This window comes from Prevotella sp. Sow4_E9_plate (genome assembly GCF_052116205.1).
GTDB lineage: Bacteria > Bacteroidota > Bacteroidia > Bacteroidales > Bacteroidaceae > Prevotella.
The window spans coordinates 123,724-147,895 of record NZ_JBQKLN010000003.1; the positions used below are offsets into that span (position 1 = coordinate 123,724).

General features: G+C 44.1%; 13 protein-coding genes. 7 read left to right on the top strand and 6 right to left on the bottom strand.

Features of this window, described 5'->3' with window-relative positions:
- Positions 1-35: 35 nt before the first annotated feature.
- The 3 genes from ACTQ53_RS02240 (at position 36) to ACTQ53_RS02250 (ending at position 7,356) form a co-directional block, all read left to right on the top strand.
- On the top strand, positions 36-2,897 hold the full coding sequence (locus ACTQ53_RS02240; RefSeq protein WP_441931865.1) for a site-specific DNA-methyltransferase: 2,862 nt from the start codon (positions 36-38) through the stop codon (positions 2,895-2,897).
- A gap of 8 nt (positions 2,898-2,905) precedes the next feature.
- The gene (locus tag ACTQ53_RS02245; RefSeq protein ID WP_441931866.1) at positions 2,906-6,154 is read left to right on the top strand and encodes a DEAD/DEAH box helicase family protein; all 3,249 of its coding nucleotides are present in this window, start codon (positions 2,906-2,908) and stop codon (positions 6,152-6,154) included.
- Between the two features lie 281 nt (positions 6,155-6,435).
- Entirely contained in the window at positions 6,436-7,356 is a 921-nt protein-coding gene (locus ACTQ53_RS02250; protein ID WP_295345862.1) for an Rpn family recombination-promoting nuclease/putative transposase, read from the top strand.
- A 1,399-nt stretch (positions 7,357-8,755) separates the two neighbouring features.
- Here ACTQ53_RS02250 and ACTQ53_RS02255 read toward each other — a convergent pair.
- The gene (locus ACTQ53_RS02255) at positions 8,756-9,622 is read right to left on the bottom strand and encodes an SGNH/GDSL hydrolase family protein (RefSeq protein WP_441931867.1); all 867 of its coding nucleotides are present in this window, start codon (positions 9,620-9,622) and stop codon (positions 8,756-8,758) included.
- A gap of 158 nt (positions 9,623-9,780) precedes the next feature.
- On the opposite strand from ACTQ53_RS02255, the gene ACTQ53_RS02260 reads away from it, so the two are divergent.
- The 3 genes from ACTQ53_RS02260 (at position 9,781) to ACTQ53_RS02270 (ending at position 12,085) form a co-directional block, all read left to right on the top strand.
- The gene (locus ACTQ53_RS02260) at positions 9,781-10,953 is read left to right on the top strand and encodes an MFS transporter (RefSeq protein ID WP_441931868.1); all 1,173 of its coding nucleotides are present in this window, start codon (positions 9,781-9,783) and stop codon (positions 10,951-10,953) included.
- A gap of 243 nt (positions 10,954-11,196) precedes the next feature.
- Positions 11,197-11,403, top strand: coding sequence for a hypothetical protein (locus ACTQ53_RS02265; protein WP_441931869.1), 207 nt, complete (start codon positions 11,197-11,199; stop codon positions 11,401-11,403).
- A 136-nt stretch (positions 11,404-11,539) separates the two neighbouring features.
- Positions 11,540-12,085 carry an AAA family ATPase gene (locus ACTQ53_RS02270; protein WP_441931870.1) on the top strand — a complete coding sequence of 182 codons (546 nt, stop codon included), beginning with the start codon at positions 11,540-11,542 and terminating at the stop codon, positions 12,083-12,085.
- Between the two features lie 203 nt (positions 12,086-12,288).
- Here the strand turns inward: ACTQ53_RS02270 and ACTQ53_RS02275 are convergent, their stop codons facing one another.
- The 5 genes from ACTQ53_RS02275 to ACTQ53_RS02295 all read right to left on the bottom strand — a co-directional run bounded on the left by ACTQ53_RS02275 (position 12,289) and on the right by ACTQ53_RS02295 (position 22,753).
- Positions 12,289-14,448 carry a six-hairpin glycosidase gene (locus ACTQ53_RS02275; protein WP_441931871.1) on the bottom strand — a complete coding sequence of 720 codons (2,160 nt, stop codon included), beginning with the start codon at positions 14,446-14,448 and terminating at the stop codon, positions 12,289-12,291.
- A gap of 226 nt (positions 14,449-14,674) precedes the next feature.
- Positions 14,675-17,206: a ferrous iron transport protein B gene (gene feoB / locus ACTQ53_RS02280; protein ID WP_441931872.1), complete on the bottom strand. Its 2,532-nt coding sequence runs from the start codon at positions 17,204-17,206 to the stop codon at positions 14,675-14,677.
- A gap of 248 nt (positions 17,207-17,454) precedes the next feature.
- The gene (secA, locus tag ACTQ53_RS02285; protein WP_441931873.1) at positions 17,455-20,799 is read right to left on the bottom strand and encodes a preprotein translocase subunit SecA; all 3,345 of its coding nucleotides are present in this window, start codon (positions 20,797-20,799) and stop codon (positions 17,455-17,457) included.
- A 236-nt stretch (positions 20,800-21,035) separates the two neighbouring features.
- A complete protein-coding gene (locus tag ACTQ53_RS02290; protein WP_295346291.1) occupies positions 21,036-21,395 on the bottom strand; it encodes a hypothetical protein in 360 nt (119 codons plus the stop codon).
- The gene (locus tag ACTQ53_RS02295; protein WP_441931874.1) at positions 21,392-22,753 is read right to left on the bottom strand and encodes an Lnb N-terminal periplasmic domain-containing protein; all 1,362 of its coding nucleotides are present in this window, start codon (positions 22,751-22,753) and stop codon (positions 21,392-21,394) included. Before ACTQ53_RS02295 ends, ACTQ53_RS02290 begins: the two co-directional genes overlap by 4 nt.
- Before the next feature lie 100 nt (positions 22,754-22,853).
- On the opposite strand from ACTQ53_RS02295, the gene ACTQ53_RS02300 reads away from it, so the two are divergent.
- A complete protein-coding gene (locus tag ACTQ53_RS02300) occupies positions 22,854-24,149 on the top strand; it encodes a hypothetical protein (protein WP_441931875.1) in 1,296 nt (431 codons plus the stop codon).
- Positions 24,150-24,172: the final 23 nt, after the last annotated feature.

The following is a 24,172-nucleotide window of genomic DNA, read 5'->3' on the forward strand; positions in this document are numbered from 1 at the left end:
ATCAAAGCAAAAATAATATAACTAAGAAATAAACAATGACACAATACGAACAGAAATTTAGAGATATACTTGCAGAAATACTGCAACTCGACCAAGCCGAACTCGACTTTGGTATATATCGCATTATGAATCAGAAGCGTAAGGATATCGAGGCGTTCTTGAACAATCGCCTTGTTCCTGAAGTTACAAAGATTTTGAAGGCTCAAACTGCTGCAGGAACTGATATTTCTGCCATGGAGAATGAGGTGTTTTCTCATTTGGCTAAATTCTTTAGCCGTTATTATGAGGGTGGCGATTTTATCTCTAAGCGTCGCTATAAGGACGATGCCTATGCCATTCCTTATAGCGGTGAGGAAGTGAAATTGTATTGGGCAAATGCCGACCAGTATTACATCAAGACTTCTGAGTATTTCAAGAATTACTCGTTCGTGTTGCCGACCAGCCGTCGTAAGGTACACTTTGTTCTTCGTGATGCGGATACAGAGCAGAACAACAACAAGGCAGCCAACAATATGGAGCGCCGTTTCCAACTTTGTGAAGAGGACTGTGTCGCAGAGGAAGATGGTGAGCTAAACATCTTCTTTACTTATGAGCTGATGCCGAAGACTACCAAGCAGGATGCACTTATCAAGGATGCTGAGGCTAAGATTATTTCTTCGTTTGCAGAAGGAAAATATGCCGACTTTGCAGAGTTGGTCAATGAAAAGATGCCAACAGAAAAGAATAAGGAACGCACTTTGCTGATGAAGCATCTGCAAGACTATACGGCAAAGAACAATTTTGATTATTTCATCCACAAAGACTTGGGCGGTTTCCTTCGTAGAGAACTTGATTTCTATATCAAAAACGAGGTGATGTTTTTGGATGATTTGGATGCCACTCATATCATGGAGCATTTGGCACAAGTGAAAGCCATCAAGTTGGTAGGAGAGAAGATTATCACTTTCCTTGCCCAGCTCGAAGACTTCCAAAAGAAGTTGTGGCTCAAGAAAAAGTTTGTAGTCGGTTGTGATTATTGTATCACGCTCGACCGCATTCCTCGTACCCTTTATTCTGAGATTATAGCCAATGATGCCCAAAGACAAGAATGGGTTCGCCTCTTTGCCATTGATGAAATCAAAGGGGATATGATGACCGAGGGCTATAGTGAGCCATTAACAGAAAAGTTCCTGGAAGACAATCCTTTCCTTGTGCTTGACACCAAGTTCTTTAGTGCCGAGTTCAAGCATAAACTCGTGGGAAGTATGGAGAAAGTGGATGAGGAATGTAATGGATTGCTGATTAATAGTGAGAACTTCCAGGCTTTGGAATTGTTGCAGGAGAAGTATCGTGAGACTGTAAAGTGTGTATATATTGACCCGCCTTATAATACTGGTTCCGATAATAGTTTCTCTTATAAGGATAATTATCAGCATTCGTCTTGGGCTTCTATGATGAATGATAGGAGTAGCTTGATTAGGAATATGATGTCAATGTTATCAACTTTATGGGTTAGTACAGATGATGGGGAATATGCTAATTTGAAGCAAAATCTAGACAATGTATTTGCTCCAGAGAACTTTGTCTCGGATATTATTTGGAATAGTCGTAAATCTGTGTCTAATGATGCGTTAGTATCTGGTGCGATAAATCACACAACAGTATTTTCGAAGAATATGGATTTGCTTAAAGCTAATAAGGTAGATTTTAAGGTTGAGGCAAATGAAGAAGGTTTTATTAATCCAGATAATGACCCAAATGGTCCTTGGAAGTTAGACCCTATGGATGCACCAGGTATTCGTGTGAACCTATCGTATGGAATAACTAATCCACAAACAGGTCAAACGTTTTATCCTCCACAAGGAAGGTGTTGGCGTTTTGAAGAAAAGGATGTACTGCGTCTGATGGAAGAAGGACGCATATTATTTGGACGGAAAGGTACAACGAAACCTGCTTTCAAGCGATATAAATCAGAAGCTTTGGCTAAAGGTGATACTATCACATCTTTATGGGATGATGTAAAAACTACAGCGGAAGGAACGAAGTTGTTGCTGAATATATTTGGTTCTTCATTACCGAAGGAATTTATTGATGGGATAAAACCAAAGCCTGTAGAGTTTGTGGATAAGGTAGTTAATGTATCTACGAAAGATGATGGTATAGTAATGGATTGTTTCTGTGGTTCTGGAACAACAGGGCATGCTGCAATTATTCAAAATAGAAAAGGAAAAAAACATAAATACATTTTATGTGACGTCAATTATTATTATGATATACTTCCAAAGCCTCGCATTGAAAAAGTAATCTATTCCGAGGATTGGAAGGATGGCAAGCCTGTTTCCCGTAAAGGCATTTCTCAATGCTTCAAGTACATCCGTCTGGAGCAATATGAGGATACCCTAAATAACTTGCAGCCAAAGAACCAGCGACTCGACTTCGATAACGAGAATGGCAAGGGTGATTTCGAGGAAACCTATTTCCTCCGTTATATGCTCGATACAGAAACCAAGGGAGATCTCTTCAACCTGGAATGGTTTAAGAATCCGTTTGCCATGTCTATCAAGACAACCAAGGATAATGAGTTGGTAGATACCCATGTTGATATGGTGGAAACCTTCAACTATCTTATCGGTCTGAATGTAGAGACGCTCCGTTATCCTAAGGATGGCTACTGTGTGGTGGAAGGAACTACTCATATCGGCAATGAGCGAACTCTCGTGATTTGGAGAAACTGCAACAAGGTGAGCAACGAAGACTTGAATGAATTCTTCCGTAAGCAAGCCTACTGCACCACAGACTCAGAGTTCGATAAGATTTATGTAAATGGTGATAATACATTACCGAATATCAAGACGGATGAGGAGCATTGGAAAGTAGTACTCATTGAGGAAGAATTTAAGAAGAGAATGTTTGAATAGGTCTTATTATGGCTAAGAAAATACAGAAGAAAGGAAAACTGCAGCAGGCACTGGTCCTGTTTCATTATATCTTGCAGCTGTTTGGCTGTAAGGACTTGGAGGCTTTGTCTCGTGATCTCAAGGATCCTGCATACGAAGGATTGAATGATGACCACGAGTCAAAACTCTATCATGAGCTTTGTCATAAGCTCTATGCAACAGGTCCTTTGTCCATAGAACAGTTGTACTTTTACGACCAGCATATCGTGAAGTTTACTGATGAGATTAACGAGAAGCGAAGTGAACCAATCAAGTGGAAGTACTTCCAGTATCTATCCCTCTTGTTCACGGAAATCTATCTCGACCAGTATTTCAGTAATCCGCAGGCACTTTGCGACAACCTGAATCGTTTTCTGCATGATGACTTCAATCATCGTGCAGAAACTTGGCATGAGTTGCCCGACTTTACGGTTGATGACTTGAATAAGTTGGCTTATTGGAATGCTACCGGTTCGGGCAAGACTCTGCTGATGCATGTCAACATCAAGCAATATCAGGAGTATGCCAGGATTCATCATGCCAAGAAACTCAACCGCATCATCGTATTGACTCCGAATGAAGGATTGAGCCGTCAGCATTATGAAGAGTTGAAGGCTTCTAATATGGATGTTGCTATGTTCAGTAAGCAAGGTGTTGGTGGTTTGTTTCAAGGCAAGGCTGTAGAAATCATCGACATCAATAAATTGGCAGATAAGGATGGAGATAAAACGGTAGCAGTTGAGGCTTTCGAGGGCAACAACCTGGTATTGGTAGATGAAGGTCACAAAGGTTCCAGTGGCGATGTCTGGATGGGGTATCGCCAGAAGTTGACCGAGGAAGGCTTCTCCTTTGAGTATTCCGCTACCTTTGGTCAAGCCATTTCTGCAAAGAGTAATGCCAAAGACCGGAAGGCGATGTTCGACCAATATGGTAAGGCAACACTTTTTGATTATTCCTATCGTTATTTCTATGCCGATGGATATGGCAAGGATTACCGTATCATGAATATGAACGATTGGAATGATGATGATCTGCTCAATATGTATCTCACGGCATATTTGCTATGTCTTTATGAACAGACTAAAATCTATCAGAGTGATGTGCGGATTCATAACAGGTTTCTGGTGGAAAAGCCTTTGGGAATATTTGTGGGAAGTAGCGTAAAGGCTGTGAGCAAGGAAAATAAGAATCAGGTATCGGATGTAACTCAGATTCTCTTGTTCTTGCAGGATTTTATCCGGAATCGTACAGAGTTTTCAGGTTATATCCGTCGTTTGCTCAGTTCGGAAGATGGATTGAAAACAAAGAATGGTTATTCTGTATTTGGCAACTCTTTCCTGGCGCTTAAAGGTGGATATCTCGTAGAAGATGACAAACAGAAGTTTGCCGAGAACATCTACGATGCTATCCTGCGGAATCTTTTCCACTCCAATATCCATGGTGCCCAACTTCATATCGACCTTCAAAAAGGAGGTTTTGAGGAGATTGGTTTGAGAGTAGGAAGTGCTAAGGAATATTTCGGAGTCATCAATGTGGGCGATGGTAAGGAATTGCTGAAACTTTTGCAGGATAAAGGATTCCTTTGCGAAACGAAAGCATTCGGAACTTCCAGCCTCTTCAATAATATCAATTCTCAAGATTCAACCGTTAACATCCTGATTGGTTCCAAGAAGTTTACTGAAGGATGGAGTAGTTGGCGAGTTTCCGTGATGGGTCTGATGAATGTGGGACGCAGCGAAGGTTCTGAGATTATTCAGCTTTTCGGTCGTGGCGTTCGTCTGAAGGGATACAAGTATTCGCTGAAGCGAAGCAAAATGCTGGATGCCTGCTATCAGGACGAGATGATTCCAAAGAATTTGTCAACCATAGAGACTCTGAATATCTTTGGCGTGCGGGCTGATTATATGGAAGCCTTCAAGGCATATTTGGAGGATGAAGGTTTGCCAACCAATGAGATAGACTATGAGAAGATTGTTATCAAAACCATTAAGTCAGTTGATTTAGACGCTCTTCATCTTTCATTGCCGAAAGTCGTGGATGGCTATAACTTCAAGAAGTCTGCCGTGGTGGAACCTGCCGATGAAAGCCTGATGAAAAAGGTGAATGTAAAACTGGACAAATATCCAAAGGTGGATTTGCTGAGAAGCAAGAATGTTCAAACTGCTAATGCTGCAAGTCGCTATATAGGTGTTTTGGGACAGGAGCATATGAATTGGATAGACTGGACGGAAGTGTTTTTTGCCTTGCAGGGTATGAAGGCAGAGCGAGGATGGTATAATCTGGAATTGCGATTGGAAGACTTGAAGTATCTGATGGCAAATCCTTCCTGGTACGAATTGTCAATTCCTGAAGACCGTTTGAACTTTCATGATTTCGGAAAGAATGTGGAGTTGTGGCAGGATGTTACAATCAGTCTGCTCCGTGGCTATATGGATATGGCTTACAAGAAGGCTAAGTCGAAGGAAGAGCAAAAGCATCTGAAGGAGACACGCGTTACCTATTATAATATAGGTATGCCTGATGAATATGAAATAGAGGTTCGTAACGACCTGCTTAATGTGGTGGATCATTTGAAAACATTGCAGGCGCAGGTGGAGGCCAATGAATTTGGTAAAGACTTAGTTCTTGATCCTCCTTATTTCAAGGCTTTGAATGTGGAGGAACATCTGTATAAGCCTTTGGTTTTCCTTGCAGAGAAAGATGTCAATGGTAATCGTCCTTATGTAGATGTTGTAACTGGTGAGCCAAAGTTGAAGGTGTCTCCTGTGGCATTAAACTTGGGAGAACAGAACTTTGTTACTTCTTTCCGTGAGTATTGTAAGGCTCATCAAGACGATGTGCTGGCTGGTAAGCAGTTTTATCTGCTTCGCAATGAGAGCAAGAGGGGGTTGGGTTTCTTTGATGCAAACAACTTCTATCCTGATTTTATCTTATGGATATTGGATGGAGAGAAGCAATATATCACCTTCATCGATCCGAAAGGTATTCGCAATCTTAAAGGATTGGAGGATGATAAGATTCAACTCTTCAAGTATTTACAGACAGAAGTGGCTTCTCAGTTGGGCAACGTTCATCTGATGTTGAACAGTTTCATTATCAGCAATACGCCAATGGAGCAGGTTGAGTTTTGGTTGAAGAATCCATTTGAAAAAGTTGAATTCCAAAAGAATCATGTGCTGTTTAAGGATGATAAAGGCTATCTGGAAACGATGGTTGATATGATTTTGCAGTATATGTAGGAAAAAGTTTTTCTATTTTATTGTCACCTATTGCCACGCCTAGCTTGGGTTTATAACCACCATACAGCCATGTCATCCACCGAACAGGTATCAAGACATGGTCAAGGGGATATACGCCACCTGTTCATCGTGGCATATAGACCCTTGTCACAGATTTACACAGATATTTACCTTATAACATAAAATATGTGGGTTCCTAACTTTTTCCGTAACTTTTCCCAGAAATCCCTTGCAGATATGAAAATAAAGTCGTAACTTTGCGGCATGGATATTAAAAACAGATGATTATGAAGCAGGTAGAAGAAAGATATATCAGTTTGCTGACCGACTTCGGTTTCAAGCGAATTTTCGGAACAGCAATGAACAAGGATTTGCTAATTTGCTTCCTCAACAGCTTGTTTAATGGCAGACAGGTTGTGAAGGACGTATCGTATCTGAATCCAGAGCACGTAGGAGATGTCTATACCGACCGCAGAGCCATCTTTGATGTATATTGCGAGGGCGAAAACGGCGAGAAGTTCATCGTAGAAATGCAGAATGCCTACCAGGCGCATTTCAAGGACCGTTCCCTCTTCTACTCAACCTTCCCTATCCGTGAACAGGCACCAAAGGGGAATGACTGGGATTTCAAGCTCAATCATGTCTATACTGTTGCACTGCTTAACTTCAGCATGAACGAGGATGCATTCGACAAGGAGAAAATCCGCCATCATGTGCAGTTGTGCGATACTGCTACCCATAAGATTTTCTACGATAAGCTGGAGTTTATCTATGTAGAGATAGCCAAGTTCAACAAAACGCTGGAACAACTGGATACGCTCTACGAGAAGTGGCTTTATGCACTGAAGAACCTCTACAAGCTTACCCAGCGCCCTAAAGAACTGTGCGATAAAGTCTTCGACCGCCTCTTCGAGGAAGCCGAGATAGCCAAGTTTACTCCTCAGGAAATGAGGGAGTATGAAGCTAGTAAGAAGGCATATCGGGATATCAAGAATTCTATTGATACGGCAAAACAAGAAGGGCTAACGGAGGGTATAGAAATAGGTATGGCGAAAGGTATGGAAAAAGGTAGAGCAGAAGGCAAACATGAGGCAAACACAGAAACAGCACAACGGTTGCTGGCAATGGGACTTTCTGCCGAACAGGTTGCCAAAGCTACCCAGCTGTCTTTGGAAATCATTAAGAATCTGAGCAATTCATAAAAAAACAGAAAGCGGAGATGTAGATTACGAATGTCACCATATAATCAAGGGTCTATACGCCACCTTTTCATCGTGGCATATAGACCCTTGTCGTTTCCCGTGAAGTGCGGGTGAATATACTTCTTTTACTTCTGCTTTCGCAAAAGAAAAAGGAAGAATAAATGCAAGTATTGCTACCAGCAACCGATTTTTTGTTGTCAAATAATTTACCATATCATTCATTTGTTTTTTATCGTAAAGGTAAGAATCTGTCTCCAATTACAAGACAGGTATCCACCATAAAGCTAATTCATCCATTCTAACCGAAACTCACTCCAGGAAATACAAGAGGTTTGTCAGGAAGATAAATATGGATGCCAACAGCAAAAAGAAATAAAAGCGTTCTCTCTTGATGAAGTCACGAAAGCTATAGCGAGCCTTCCAATGATTCTCAAGATACATCCTGTACTCATGTATCATGGCATATCCGAAGATAATACATAATATGAGTACAAACACCCCGATAATGATCAGGGCTAATTCTATCCTTGGTATAGTTTCTATAATTTCTTTCATGGCACAAAGATAGTGTTTTTCATCAAAAAAAGGTGGCGCATTCCCCTGTCAAAGTGTCTACTTCCTATGTTTTAGGTGTCTACTTCGTAGGAAGTAGACACCCATTTTAACGATTTATTCCCTTTTATTATGCGTTTTTCTGATATTTATTGAAAATGGTTATTTTGGAGATTTTCGAGTTACTACTAACACAGAGATGACATAAATATCATTTCATTGACCTGCACAATCAAAAGACAAAATCGGAAAATTATCGTTGTTTTCAGTGTTATTGATGGCTATGTTTCATCGTATATATAGGAAAAAGTTTTCCTAAAATAATGCCACATCTGCCACACTTTGATATAAGTGGTTGATATATAGGAAGAAAGGCGTGGCAATAAGACATGTTTTTATTGCCACCTATTGCCACCTATTGCCACGCCTTATTTATATCACTTATTGCCACTCAGAAGCGTTTGATTCTGAGTGTCTACTATTTCAGTTTTATAAAATTGAGAGTGTCTACTATTTCAGTTTTATAAAATTGAAAGTGTCTACCTTTCTAGTTTATAAAGTAAAAAAGTGTCTACTGAAATCAGGAAAAGTCATTCAGAAGCGTTCTTGATTCTGTCCCCAAAGCTAGAGGAATGTGCCCCGAAGTATTGCCCAATTGTGCCCGAGACGTTGGGTACTTTTGCCCGAAGGCTTCGGTTATATTTCCTCATAGTTACGGGCAAATTTCCTCGTAGTTACGGTTATATTTCCTCGTAGTTACGGGGACATTTCCTCGTAGTTTGGGGCATATTTACCCGTAGAGTCGGACAAGTACTTGCGATGCTTCCCGCAATTATTTACGATATATTTAGAAATCGCAAGGCAATGCAGAGAGCTGCTGCATGATGGTCTTCGCCATGCGGGAGTGGCCGGCATCATTAGGATGAAGACGGTCGGTATCTGGCTTGTTGAACATCTGGGCACCAGCATCATAGATTGGGAAGAGACCGGAAAGGGAGTTGAGGTCGATGACAGGCACTGCCCAGACATTGCCCACTTCCTTAATTGCCTTCACATATTCGTCGAAGAAGATGCCACGTACGTTCTCGTACATCTCATCGGGCTGGATGTTCTTGTCGCTGCTTCCAAAGTAAGCACGATGGATAGGAGTCATCACCACAATTTGCTTGGTAGGATACATCTGCTTCAACTTCGACATGGCAATGTTGATGCGACCTTTCAGGGTATTCTTGTCCATACAGAAGTGGCGGTGGCGGCGCTGAACCATTTCGCTTGGCTTGTGAAGGGCTACTCTTACGCTGTCGAAAGTCTCCGTGTACCATTCACCGATAGGCACACCGTTGTTGTAATCGTTGGTTCCCATAAAGATGAGAATGGCATCAAAATCATCGCCATGCTCTTTCTGGAGTAGATCAGCCTGTCGGGGAATGTCGTTCCACTGTCTGCCGCTCACGCCATAAACGTAGGGGGTAATGCCGAGCCAATCCTGCAGGAATCCCCAGTATTTCACCTTCGATGCCTTGATTCTTGGATCGGTGATGGAATCACCGAAATAAGCCACCTTCTTTCCCTTCCAAGGATGCTGAAGGTTTTTGAAAGCCTTTTCTTTTTCTGCGATTTCTTTCTTGCTCATCGCCTTCTGGGCGAAGGTGGGCATGGCTGGCATCGCCAAAGTCAAGGCGAGTGCCAGGGTAATCATTGTCTGTTTCTTCATTGCTAGTTTGTTTTTAATTCTTTTTCTGAGTGCAAAGGTACGTCAAAAATCTCATACCGAGCTATGTTTTTTGTTCAAATATCGTTTTTTTCTGCTTTTTTTTGTAATTTTGCAGCCGCAAATAAAATAGGTATATATAAATAAAGGTATTAATAGGGATGACTGTAAGTTTGAATCACTTGGGAGATTTGGTCCGTAAGCGAGTGGCTGTTGCGGCTTATTATTTTGTGCCGGGAGTGGTGTTTGCCAGTTGGGCAAGCCGTATTCCTGATGTAAAACAGATGTTGCACTTGAGCAACGGACAGCTGGGAACGGTGCTTTTCGCCATTCCCATCGGTCAGCTTCTGATGATGGCTTTTTCGGGCGTTTTGGTGAGCAAGTTTGGCAGCAGGAAGATGATTCTGCTTGCTGAGGTGCTCTATGCTTTCGTGTTGTTCTGTATGGGAAGCAGTAGTACGGTATTCCAGCTGATTCTTTCTCTGGTGGCTTTCGGAATGATGGCAAATCTGATGAACATCGCTACCAATACGCAGGCTTGTCTGGTGGAGAAGATGTATGGGCGCAACATCATGTCTTCTTTTCATGGTCTGTGGAGTTTGGGTGGATTTTCGGGTGGTATCATCGGAGCCGTCTTTGCCAACACTCTGCTTCCGATAGAGGCTCACTTTGGAGCAGTCTTGGTGATGAGTCTTCTCATTATCGCTATCGGATTCAGATATCTGGTAGATGATGCTACGGCAAAGGCTGAAGAGGAGGATGTTCCTAAGTTCTCGTTCAAGACCATTGACCCGATTCTGTTTCTCCTGGGATTGATGGGATTTGCCGGCATGTTCTGTGAAGGAACTGTTTACGATTGGAGTGGTGTATATTTTTCATCAGTAGTAAAACCCGATGAGGCTTTTATCCGTGCGGGCTATGTGGCTGGTATGGGTGCGATGACGTTGGGTAGATTCATGGCTGATGGGTTTGTTACGAAATACGGCCCAGCCAGAGTATTGAAGGTTTGTGGTGGTTTGATATTGGGCGGTTTGTGGCTGGCTGCTGCCTTGCCTTATCTCATTCCTGCCACCTTGGGTTTCCTGCTGGTAGGTTTCGGCATCTCTTCGTCGGTTCCTATCTGTTACAGTATCGCCGGAAAATTGGGAACCATCAAGGCGAGCATCGCCATTACCATCGTTTCGAGCATCAGTTTCTTCGGTTTTCTGGTAGGACCTCCGGTTATCGGATGGCTTGCTGAGGCTACCGGTCTCCGCATTGCCATCAGCATCGCAGCCTGCCTGGGGCTGATGATAGCGTTTGTTTCCGCAAAGGTAGGAAAGAGATTATCTTGAATGAGATGAATATCTTGAAAACAAGATGAATATCTGAATAAAAATACAAAAAAATAAGCAAGGAATATTGCTGATAATAATTGGTATGGATTCTATTGTGACCGAAAAAACAACGAAAAACAATGAATAAGAAGATAATCTATGTTTATTGTACAAAATTATAGGTAAATATTGCTTTAAAATTTGTAATTTTGCCATAAATAACAAAAACTCTATAAAATAACAAAAACACTATAAATGAAAATGAAAACTAAAACATTATTTGCAGCGATGTCGTTCCTGACAATTTGCTCGATGGATGCCCAGGCGCAAATTCCGCAGCAGAGCATCCGATGGGATAAGCAAAGTCTTATCTTCGATGGTAAGCGAGTGGTGCCGGTGATGGGTGAGGTGCATTATTCACGTATCCCTCAGGATGAGTGGAGAGAGGAAGTAAGGAAGATAATGTAATGTAAATATAAGGCGAGATATAGTTCGAGTAATGAGGCAAATGCTGGATAGTAAACTGGCATTTGCCTTTTTCTTCTTAAAAAGCTTGGTATCTTGAAAAATAGTTGTATCTTTGCACTTGGAAAGGTAACAAAATATGGAAAAAGTTAAGGAAGTACCATACGGAGTGGCTGATTTTGTCACGGTGATGGAGCAGAATTTGTATTATGTCGATAAGACGATGTTTATACCCGAGTTGGAGAAGCAGCCCCGTAATCTCTTCTTCATCCGTCCTCGTCGCTTTGGCAAGAGCACATTTTTGAGTATGCTCCACTCTTACTATGACTGTAACCAAAGCGCTAAGTTCCAATCACTTTTTGGCAATCTCTGGATAGGACAGCATCCTACGGAGTTGCAGGGCAAGTACCAGGTGCTTTTTCTCGACTTCTCGCAGGTAAGCGGTAATATCGATTCATTGGAGCGCAATTTCGACTTCTATTGTTCCGTTAAACTGGATGGTTTCATGCGCCGCTATGGTGAGGCTTATTCCGAGGAGACGAGAGAGAAGGTGCGCAAGGCTGAGTATGCCATGGATAAGTTGGCTTTTATTCATGATGAGGCTGCGCAGAAGGGATTTGATGCCATTAGGAAAATACTTTTTGACAGTGATGGTAACAGGCGAACGTACGAATTGGTCGGATAAATCGAAGCGCCAGTTTGGTACGGATGATTGCTTTGTTAGAATAGATAAAGCTTATGTGTTCTGATCTTTGGTTATAAAAAAACAAAAGTCCGATAAGAGTATGATGACGTAGCTCTTATCGGACTTTTTCTTTATAGAGTCTTTTATTATTTATCTTTAAATTATCTGATGGAACATTTGTTCGATTACTATCAGATAGAAAGCTATTCATTGATTAACAGATAGTAAGCGAGTGCCCAATCCTGATCGTTGGCAAAGGCATCGGCAAAGTGAGCCTTTTCGCCATTGATGCGCTTTGGATAAACAAAGGCACAGCTTCCTGTTCCGTCTTCGAAGACATTGCAGAGGTTGTTTCTTACGATTTCTTTCGCCATCTTCATATACTGTTCTTTGCCTGTTGCCTTGGCATAATAGTAGTAGGCGTTGGCATTGATGCAGGTCCAGTAGTGTGGGAAGGTATCGCCAAATACCTGGCGCTTGCCAAACCAGTAGCAATCCCAGTGACGGATAGGAATCTCGTTGAGACGATAGTCAGGTTGGTTACCACAGAGGTTTTCCACCAGGGGCATCATCTTTTCTGCACCTTCCAAGTATTGATTGTCCTTGGTTTGAAGGTACATCTCTAAGAGAAACTGGGTGGCTGGGGCAACGATGGATTGCTCATAATTAACCTCCGATTTAGGGAAACGCAAGCCGTTTCTCATAAAAACATCTGCTGTCTTGGAGAAATCTATCAAGAGATCGTTATATTCTGCCATCATTCCTGCTTTTTTTAATGCCTTCAATCCTGTGGTCACAGGAATGTCAATGCAATAGAAACCGTATCCCGTATGATGATACAGGGCCTGCATCGTCTTGTATCCCCAGAGTGCATACTGCTTATCTTGAGTAATCTCATACATGTGGAAGAAGAAGTCGGCTGCCCACGCATAGTTGTAACCGCGGTTCCAGCCATCTTTTGTTACTCTGGAATAGGTGGTGAAATCTTCTGTCTGCAACTTTTCATGATAGAATTTGGCATAGCGGATGAGTGATTGTTTCAACTTTTCACTAGGATGTTTCATATACCATTTGGCAATAAGAATGCCCATACCCACACGTTCTCTACCTTCATCGCAGTCGTAGCTCTTTCTTTTGTCATCATTCTTGTAGATGGCTTGTTTTTCGTTGTCATATACCATGTAGGCGCCACATCGGGCATCCTGCGGGTCATTCATCTGCTGATGATCGATGATGAAATTCACACGCTTATCTATCAACGTCTCATAGCTACTTACCACGAGAATGGTGGCATGCGTTCTTTCTACCTTATTATATATAAGGTCTATGCGCTGCTCGCCCAGTTCTTCTGCCTTGAAATAAGCATAATAACCCTTGGCATCCTTTCTGGTTTTGATGGCTTTTGGCTCAGAAGTAATCTTGCCGTTGCGCATATCCTTGCCCGTGACGGTAGCAGAGAGCGATCTCAGCTTGTTCTTCTCCAGATAAATCTTCACCTCTTCGCCCTGTTGATATACATATTTGTCGCTTTGGGCGATGGCACCACCGGCAGCCAGGAGTTTCTGATAGAAATCTTCCTTGCCTTTGTGCTCGAAAATCTTCCATGCGATGGTGTATGATTTTCCTGCTTTCAGGGTCATGTCCGGCAGATCCATGGCGATGACACCACGGAAGTTGGAGTTGGCATTCTCTTTCTTGCGCTCCCATTCCTCGTAATCTGGCAGGGAACCTTGGGTGAGCATCAAGCCCACGTTGCTGCCTTCTATGGTGATATTCTTGTCCTTTTCCTTTTTGTTCTTGGCTTTCTCTGTTAAGATACCATTAGCACCCATACGGATGGCGCAGGTATATGCTGCGTTATCGCCAGCCCAGATATGAGCATTGCAACGGTTGGTCATGCAGGTGGCAGCATCAGGATAGTTATCATTCCATGGGGTATAGATTCCCCAATCAGAAATCTGTGCTGCTGTCTTACCTGTATTCTTGAAGGTGTATTCCTCGAAGAGTTCACCATTCTTCAGGGTTCTATTTACGGAGATGCGGATGTCGCCTGCCTGATAAACGGGTTCTCCCTTCTGGCTGATAGGAGTCTGCCATTCCAGCTTTTGTCCGTTGACGGTCATAAAACCGAGGCCCCAGCCGTATTTGCCGGTTACCCATTTATACTGCTTGCCGTCTAGCGTGAGCACCCAGTTCATCTTCTGTGCATCGTTGTCGATGGCAAGTTGTGCGATGGCACCGGTGCTTGCATCGGTTTGGAATGTGATACCTTGGGCAAAGCTGTTGCCGAGACTCAGTGCCATCAGGCATGAGATGGCTGAGGTTCTTAAACTCAAAATGTTTGTTGCTGTTCGTTTGTTCATATAGCTTTTGTCTTTTGATGTTATTCGACTGCAAAAATAACTCTTTTTTGTGGATTTGTGTCTGTATTATCATTCAATTATCGCCTAATTTCATTCATCGTCTGCTATTCTGCATCTTCTGCTTTTTCCAGAAGGCAAGAACGGTCTTCATTCTTATGAGCAACAAACAAAAAAGGGTGTGACTAATCGACTAGTCACACCCTTTTTCTGATTTCATGTTGTTCTGTTATATAAGCAAGCTTCCTATCTGGAAGACCAGGGCTGATACTACCCATGCCAATAGCGTGGTGTAGCCGGCGGCAAAGCCTGTCCATTTCCAACTGCCCGTTTCGCCCTTGATGGCGGCTATCGTGGCGATGCAAGGGAAGTAGAGCAATACGAAGAGGAGGAAGCAATAGGCGGTGAGCGTTGCCTTCGCTGCTGCCTCAGCATCGCTGTAACCGTAGGTCTTCTTCAGGTCAGAAGTCATCTGCTTCTTCAAAACCTCATATTTTCCGTCTTCATCGTTGTAATCCTGACCGTCAGAGAAACTGTCGTTGTTGCTGTAGAGCACGCCCATCGTTGAGGCTACAATCTCCTTGGCACCTACACCGGATACCAAGCCCACATCCAGTTTCCAGTCGAAACCCTGTGGGGTAAAGATAGGCTCGATGGTCTTACCGATTCTGCCGATATAGCTCTGCTCCTGCTGTGCCTGGTTATCAAGTTCCTCATTGTGAGGGAAGTAACCCAAAGCCCAGACGATGATACTTGCCACAAGGATGATACCTCCCATCTTCTTCAAGTACTGCTTACCCTTTTCCCAGGTATGGCGGCCTATCGCCTTCCAGGTAGGGAAGCGGTAAGGAGGCAGCTCCATTACGAATGGGGTATCTTCGCCCTTCACCACGAAACTGGCAAAGATGCGGCTCAATATCACGGCTAGGAAGATGCCGATGAGATAGAGCGATACCATGATGAGCGAACGGTATTGGATGGCAAAGAACGTTCCGATGACCATGATGTAGATTGGCAGACGAGCCGAACAGCTCATCAATGGCAATATCAGCATAGTAATCAGACGGGAACGTTGACTCTCGATGGTTCTCGTTGCCATTACCGCAGGTACGTTACATCCGAATCCCATAATCAGCGGAATGAATGACTTGCCATGCAGGCCCATCTTGTGCATCAGCTTGTCCATGATGAAGGCGGCACGAGCCATATATCCCGAATCCTCCATATAAGAGATGAAGAAATACAGAATCAGAATCTGTGGCAGGAATACGATGACCGCACCAACACCACCAATCACACCATCTACCAGCATATCCTTCACTGGTCCATCCGGCATCGTATTGCTGATGAATTCTCCCAGCCATGCCACGCCGTCCTCAATCCATCCCTTAGGGATTTCGCCCAGTACGAAGGTGGCTGAGAACATGATGAACAGCAGGAGAATGAAGATAGGGAATCCTACATATTTATTGGTCAGGATGCTGTCGATGAGGTGGGTTACCTGATAGGTATCCTTTGCCTTGCCCGGTTCGTAGCCTGCCTCCTGCAATGCGCCATGGATAAATCCGTATTTAGCATCCATGATGGCGGTTTCGCTATCCTCCAAGGTCTCTTCCTTCACGCGCTTGGCTGCCTCATCACGGGCTGAGAAGATTTCCTTGGCCGATTTCAGATGACTTACATATTCCTCTGCGTGCTTATCATTCTCCAACAACTTGATGGAGAGGTAACGTGTAGAGTAGCGCTGGCGGATGGAATCATCTGCCTTCAGATATTTCTGGATATGCTCGATGCCGTGCTCTATCTCATGTCCGTGGTTGATGTGGATATGGCGATAGTGAGCGCTGGAATCTTCCTTGCCTTCGTAGAGTTCGATGATGGTCTCGAAGAGCTTATCCACGCCTCGACCGTTGGTGAAGACGGTAGGAATCATTGAGATACCGAAGAGTTCGCCCAGTTTGTCGTAGTCGATGTTATCGCCACGTTTTTCGGTTTCATCAAACATGTTGAGGGCACAGACCATGCGGATGTGCATATCTATCAACTGGGTGGTGAGATAGAGGTTGCGCTCCAGGTTGCTGGTGTCGATAACGTTGATGACGATATCCGGTGTATGCTCGATGAGCTGCTTGCGCACATAAAGCTCTTCCGGAGAATAGGCAGAAAGGGAATAGGTGCCCGGCAAATCTACCAGGTTGAAGTGATAGCCGTTGTATTCGGCTTCGCCCACCTTGGCATCCACGGTTACGCCGCTGTAGTTGCCCACACGTTCGTGAGCACCCGAAGCAAAGTTGAAGAGGGAAGTCTTACCGCAGTTTGGATTTCCCACCAGTGCCACGTTGATGACGCGGTGGAGTCGTTCAGCTTCCTGCTCAGCCAAAGCCTCGTTGCTGGCATTGTCTTTTCTTTCAGCCACGAGCATCTTGTCGCCGAGCGCCTGCTCGTCGCTATCGTTGGAATCTACTACTTTAGAGTCAATTACCTGTTGGCGGTCTTCTTCTTCCGTCTTGCTGAGCTTTGCATCGTTCTTGGCTTCATCAATGGAAACCACCTCGATATGGTCAGCTTCGCTGTGGCGGAGTGACACCTCGTAACCCATAATCTTGTATTTCACAGGGTCCTGGAGTGGGGCATTGAGCAGGACATCTACCTTCTTGCCCTTGATGAATCCCATCTCGATGACTCTCTTGCGGAATCCACCGTGACCGGATACCTTGACGATGACGCCGCTTTCACCTGTTTTAAGTTCTGATAATTTCATATATCTTTCCTTGAATTAACTTTGTTTTCTCTTAAAACTGGCTTTATTGCCAGCTTTTTTTCTTTTCGACTGCAAAAATACTAATAATTATTTGCAACTCGGTAGCAATGGTGTTATTTAAAATAAAAATACCTAGAAATGATGAGAGTATCATCAAATCTAGGTATTCTTATCATTATTTATGATGATGGATGTTCCTATACCTTAATTATATATAGAGAACATCATCATTTCTTATGAATCATTCTTTATGCCTGCATGTTTCTGCCATGGCAGTTCTTGAACTTCTTACCGCTACCGCATGGGCATGGATCGTTAGGACGAGGCATGCGCTCTGCACGGTATGGAGTGCGGTTTACTTCTGCGTTCTCGCGAGTATCCTGGTTGGCTGCTGCCTCCTGAGCTGCACGCTCTGCATCGATGTCAACCTTGCTCTCTACGTAGTTCTGCTGGGTGTGCTGCTCTGGTGCTGCTTCCTGAACCTGCTGCTCCTGTTCCATTACTGGAATCTGTCCACGCATCAGGATGCTGCTGATACGGTCGTACATGTCGTTGATCATGCCGTCCCAGATCTTGGCACTCTCCAACTTGAAGATCAGCAATGGATCCTTCTGCTCGTAGCTTGCGTTCTGTACAGAGTGGCGGAGTTCATCGAGCTTGCGGAGGTTCTCCTTCCAGTCGTCATCAATCATCTGGAGGACAACGTTCTTCTCGAATTCCTTCACAACGCTCTTAGCCTCGCTCTCGTAAGCCTCCTTCAGGTTGCATGCGATGTTGTACATGCGCTTGCCGTCTGTGATAGGCACCATGATGCGCTCATACATAGTACCCTGGTTCTCATAAACCTGCTTGATGATAGGCATGGCTGTAGCCTGAATGCGCTCAGTCTTGCGCTTGAATACTGCCATAGCCTCCTGGAAAGCACGCTCAGCCAGCTCGTCGCGTCTGCCGTTCTCGTACTCATCCTCTGTGAATGGAATCTCCATAGCAAGAATCTTCAGGAACTCTTCCTTAGCACCGGTGAAGTCGTTGTTGTTGACGATGTTTAATACGCGGTCCCAGATGATGTTGGCGATATCCATACCGATACGCTCACCCATCAAGGCATGGCGACGCTTCTCGTAGATAACGGTACGCTGACGGTTCATCACGTCATCATACTCCAGGAGGTGCTTACGGATACCGAAGTTGTTCTCCTCAACCTTGCGCTGAGCACGCTCGATGCTCTTGCTGATCATTGGGCTTTCGATACGCTCACCATCCTCGAAACCGAGACGGTCCATTACCTTGGCGATACGCTCTGAAGCGAACAGACGCATCAGCTTATCCTCCAATGATACGTAGAAAACTGAAGAACCTGGGTCACCCTGACGACCGGCACGACCACGGAGCTGACGGTCAACACGACGGCTCTCATGACGCTCTGTACCGATGATGGCAAGACCACCTGCAGCCTTTACCTCAGGAGTCAGCTTGATATCGGTACCACGACCTGCCATGTTGGTAGCGATGGTTACGGCACCCTTACCATTTACTGAGCGACCTGCCTCGGCTACGATCTGAGCCTCCTGCTGGTGCAACTTGGCGTTCAATACATTATGAGGAATGTTGCGCATCTTCAACATCTTGCTCAACAACTCAGAAATCTCGACAGAAGTGGTACCTACCAATACTGGGCGGCCTGCATTACGTGTCTCCTCGATTTCGTCGATAACGGCACGATACTTCTCGCGGGCTGTCTTGTATACACGGTCATCCAAGTCCTTACGCAGGATAGGACGGTTGGTAGGAATCTCCACTACATCCAGTTTGTAGATGTCCCAGAACTCACCTGCCTCTGTGCTTGCTGTACCTGTCATACCGGCGAGCTTGTGATACATACGGAAGTAGTTCTGAAGAGTGATGGTAGCGAAGGTCTGGGTAGCAGCCTCCACCTTTACATGTTCCTTAGCCTCAACAGCCTGGTGCAAGCCATCGCTCCAACGGCGACCTTCCATGATACGACCTGTCTGCTCGTCAACGATCTTTACCTGACCGTCCATGACAACATACTCGTCGTCCTTATTAAACAAGGTGTAAGCCTTCAGCAACTGCTGCAAGGTGTGAACACGCTCGCTCTGTACACCATAGTATGCCAGATACTCATCCTTCTTGTCGAGGCGAGTCTGGTCGTCCAGGTCTGTACGTGCTTCCAATTCACTCAATTGGGATGTGATATCAGGCAAAACGAACAGTTCCTTGTCGTTAACCTGCTTAGCCAGCCAGTCTGTACCCTTGTCGGTAAGGTCGGCTGAATTCAACTTCTCATCAACAACGAAGTACAATGGTTCTACAGCCTTAGGCATCTCACGGTTGTTGTTGGCCATGTAGTACTCCTCAGTCTTCAGCAAGCCAGCCTTGATACCTTCTTCAGAGAGGTACTTGATCAATGGCTTGTTCTTAGGCAAAGCCTTGTAAGAACGGTAGAGTGAGAGGAAACCTTCCTCAAGCATCTGCTGGTTCTTGTTCTTTGTTCCCTCAGTAATCTTCTGCTTAGCCTCAGCGAGCAACTCGGTAGCCTGCTTGCGCTGTACCTCGTAGAGCTTCTCTACCAGTGGCTGATACTGCTCGAACATCTGGTCGTCGCCCTTTGGAATTGGACCGGAGATAATCAATGGAGTACGGGCATCATCAATCAACACGGAGTCAACCTCATCGACGATAGCGTAGTTGTGCTGGCGCTGTACCAAATCGCTAGGGTTGGTAGCCATGTTGTCACGCAAGTAGTCGAAACCGAACTCGTTGTTGGTACCGAAGGTGATATCAGCCATATATGCCTTGCGACGAGCGTCAGAGTTAGGACGATGCTTGTCGATGCAATCTACAGAGAGACCGTGGAACATATAGAGAGGGCCCATCCACTCAGAGTCACGCTTAGCCAAGTAGTCGTTCACGGTAACGACGTGAACACCATTACCTGTCAGGGCATTCAGGAAGATAGGAGTTGTACCTACGAGAGTCTTACCCTCACCGGTAGCCATCTCGGCAATCTTACCCTGGTGGAGAACGACACCACCGAAGAGCTGAACGTCGTAGTGGATCATTTCCCACTTCATATCGTTGCCACCGGCTGTCCAGTGGTTGTGATAGATAGCCTTGTCGCCATCGATGGTAACGAAGTCGTTCTTTGGATCAGAAGCCAGTTCGCGGTCGAAGTCAGTAGCAGTAACTACTGTCTCCTCGTTCTCTGCGAAACGGCGGGCGGTATCCTTTACGATAGCGAACACCTGAGGCAATACCTCGTTGAGGGCGATTTCATACTTGTCGAGAGCTTCCTGCTCCAACTTGTCAATCTGGTTGAAGATACCTTCACGCTCATCGATAGGAGTGTCTTCAATCTTAGCTTTGAGTTCGGCAATCTTAGCCTTCTCTTCCTTAGCGTACTCTTGTACGTACTTCTGGATTTCTTTTGTTTTTGCACGGAGTTCGTCATTGCTCAAGGCATTCATCTTAGGATATTCTGCCTTGACTTTCTCTACGATTGGCTGGATCAACTTCATATCGCGAGTTGACTTGTTGCCAAACAATGACTGAAGAATTTTGTTAAAGTTCATTGTATATTTATTTTTTATTATTATTCGATGTATGATATATGAATAGGAGAAGTTAAGGAGTTAAAGGAGTTCTGGCAAATGTACTCTGTCAGTCCTTTTTCTTCTTCTGCTTTTTCCTGTTCTTTGTTTACTAGCTTGCAAAAATACAAAAAATATCTGTAAATCTGCAATATTTTTCCGATTATTGCCCTTTCTGGCAGCATTTCTTGCTTGTTTTGCTGTCAGAAAGCAAATAATCAGCAGTTTGGCCCTCGAATAACGATGCTCCCGTATGGTGCCATATACTTATGTGCAATAACGGGATAAAAATAAATATGTGAATGTGAATCTGTCAGAATGTCAGTATTTGCCGCTATAATGATAGCCGGCTGATGGTAGTGATATTCTGTGCTGCTTTCATACTCGGAAGCCTGCTTGATGGCTTTCAGGACATAGAGGATGTCCTCCTCCAATGCCTTCGCTTCCGGTTGTTGGATGAATTCATCGTAGGATATATCCGTAAGCGCAAACTTCAGCGCCTGCTGATAAGTCTGCGCCTCCATGCCAGTTGCCGCAAGGACAACCAAAAGGGCTGTGATATATCTGTTTACCATCATTTTGTTATTTCTTGTTTTCTTTTGTTTCTATAAAATTTATTGTGTACGTATTTGTGCAATCCGTAGCTGTTAAGTTCTAGCATGGTTGACTTGATACCGTTTCTAATCAGCAAAGTACATGCCAAAATGCTCATGCCCTCTGCATAGGTCTGCCAGATTTGCAGGAACAGCGACAGCAGAAGCAGCCAGCCATAAAGCTCGAAATACCAATACTGCTTGCCCCTTCTCATCTTTTTCGTTACTTTCCATACGAAGATGAGGTTCAATGGGTTGAGGATGAGTATCTGGAAATTAAGCTGTACTGTAGGGTGCTGGGAAAATACCATCGCCAGGAGGATAAGACCCGGTAATCCGGTGAGTACCAGTAGGGTGGTGTCTAGCCACCATAGATTCTTCTTGCGATAAATCTCCAGGATAGTAAGAACAGCTATGACAAGCGCAAAGCCTATTGCGACTTCTTGTGGGGTGATTCCACTAGCTTGCTCTACATTCTCCTGACTGACTGGTGGTATTACATAAAAGGTACTGTCTACCAAGGTGATGAAACCGTTTGATGTGACAGGACTGACACCGTCTTCTACCGAAGATTCGTTGACAAAGTCTTTTCTTCCCTCTGTTGCAAAATCCTTACTCAGGTTGTCTGGCAGGAATTCCCAGTTCCTTCTCTCTAAATCAGAGTCTGCGTATACACCTAAAAGAAGGTCGTTTCCAAATCTCGCCCAATGGTCTTGCTCATTGAGCTTATGTATCTCTTCTCTGTATGAAGTACGGACATTGTTGTCTTTGAAGTTGGTGTTGCTGTAGCCTATGTTGGTGAGTATCATCTCTCGGGCACGGGTGGTACAGTTGTCATAGAAGAAATTGTATCTGTACGTGCGGTTCTCTGGCTTGGCATTTTCTTCTATGGCACGCAGAATCTTCAGCTTCTCCTGTCTTGAGAGCTGGAGACGTTGTTGTCTTACCCATCTGCCTTCTGCTGAATATTCCGCAATGAAGTCGCTCATTGGGAATATGCCAATCTGGTAGTCGGTAAGTCCGAAGACGAATCTGAGCACAAAGAAAGGCTGTTTGAAACTGAACATACCCCAGTTGACGGCAACATCGCTGTCATGAACCTTATCTTGGATGCGCAAAGCGGTATGTCCATAGTACGACCACACTTCCTGACCAGGGCCACAAGTAAGAAGTGATATATCTACTGAGTCGAGCCAATTCGTGGCGTTTTCAAAGGCACGACTGTTCTGCACAGAAATATCAGACGTATAATTGCCTGAAAAATCCTGTGCAATCATCTTAGAAGTTAAATTGGTTGAAATAACGGCTAAAATGACTCCGAAAATATGCTTAAAACGTTTCACGATGCAAAAATACCTTATTATTTTCAATTATCCTTCTTTTTTCTAGATTTTTTTTAATACTTTTGCACTCTGAATATAAATTTGACGGTTTTATATATAAATGAGAAAGATTTTTATGGCAGTCCTCATGTTGGGGGCGACTCTTTTAGCAAATGCCCAAAGTGGTACCAATTCTCCATACAGCCAGTATGGTTTAGGCGTGTTGTCTGACCAGACTTCCGGCTTCAATCGTGGTATGAATGGTGTGGGCCTTGGTTTTCATGAGCATAATCAGGTGAATTATCTGAACCCTGCTTCCTATGCATCTCTCGATTCCATGACCTTCATCTTTGATGCTGGTATCTCTGGTCAGATTACTAACTTTGAGGAGAACGGAGTGAAGAAGAATGCCAATAATTCCAATTTCGAGTATGTGGTAGCCGGCTTCCGTCTTTTCCGTCATCTCGGAATGAGTTTCGGTGTGGTTCCTTTCACTAATATTGGATATGATTATTCTTCTTCTGATTGGGTAAATGCATCTGATAAGGATGTCTATTATACCAATACCTTCCATGGTGAGGGTGGTTTGCATCAGGCTTATGTCGGTGCTGGTTGGGAACCAATCAAGGGACTCTCGGTTGGTGCCAATATTTCCTATCTTTGGGGTGATTATACCAAATATATCACCAATAGTTACAGCAATGCATATTATAAGACTTTGACCAGAACTTATAATTCGAAGATAAACAGCTACCGTCTGGATTTTGGTGCTCAGTATACTAAGCAGGTTACCAAGAAAGACTGGGTGACAGTGGGTGCAACCTTTACTCCTGGACATAATCTGGGAGGTTCTGCTGATATGAACATTATTTCTAGTAATGCTCAGACCAATACTTCGGATACCATTCCGTTCTCTATAAGCAAGGCTCATAGTCTGCCGACCATGTATGGTGTTGGTTTGATGTGGAATCATAGCAACCAGTGGAAGGTAGGTCTTGATTATACGCTTCAGAAGTGGGGTGCAGAAGGTTATCCTACTTTCGAAATGAAGAACAATGAAGCTACTTATAGCCTGAAAGACGGTATTTACAAAGATAGAAGTAAGTTCAATTTCGGTGCTCAGTATTGCTACAATGAGCGTGACCGTGCTTTCCTGAAGCGTGTTCAGTATCGCTTAGGTGCCAGCTATGCTACTCCTTATTATAAGATGAATGGGGTGGATGGTCCAAAGGAAATATCAGTGAGTGCCGGTTTCGGCATTCCTATCATGAACAGCTATAATAGTCGTTCTCTCCTGAACATCAGTGGTCAGTGGGTCAAGAACTCAGCTGATGGCTTGATTAAGGAGAATGTTTTTCGAATCAATATCGGTCTGACATTCAATGAAGGCTGGTTTAAGAAGTGGAAGATGCAGTAATTCTTTGCTGCATCTCTTCTGCG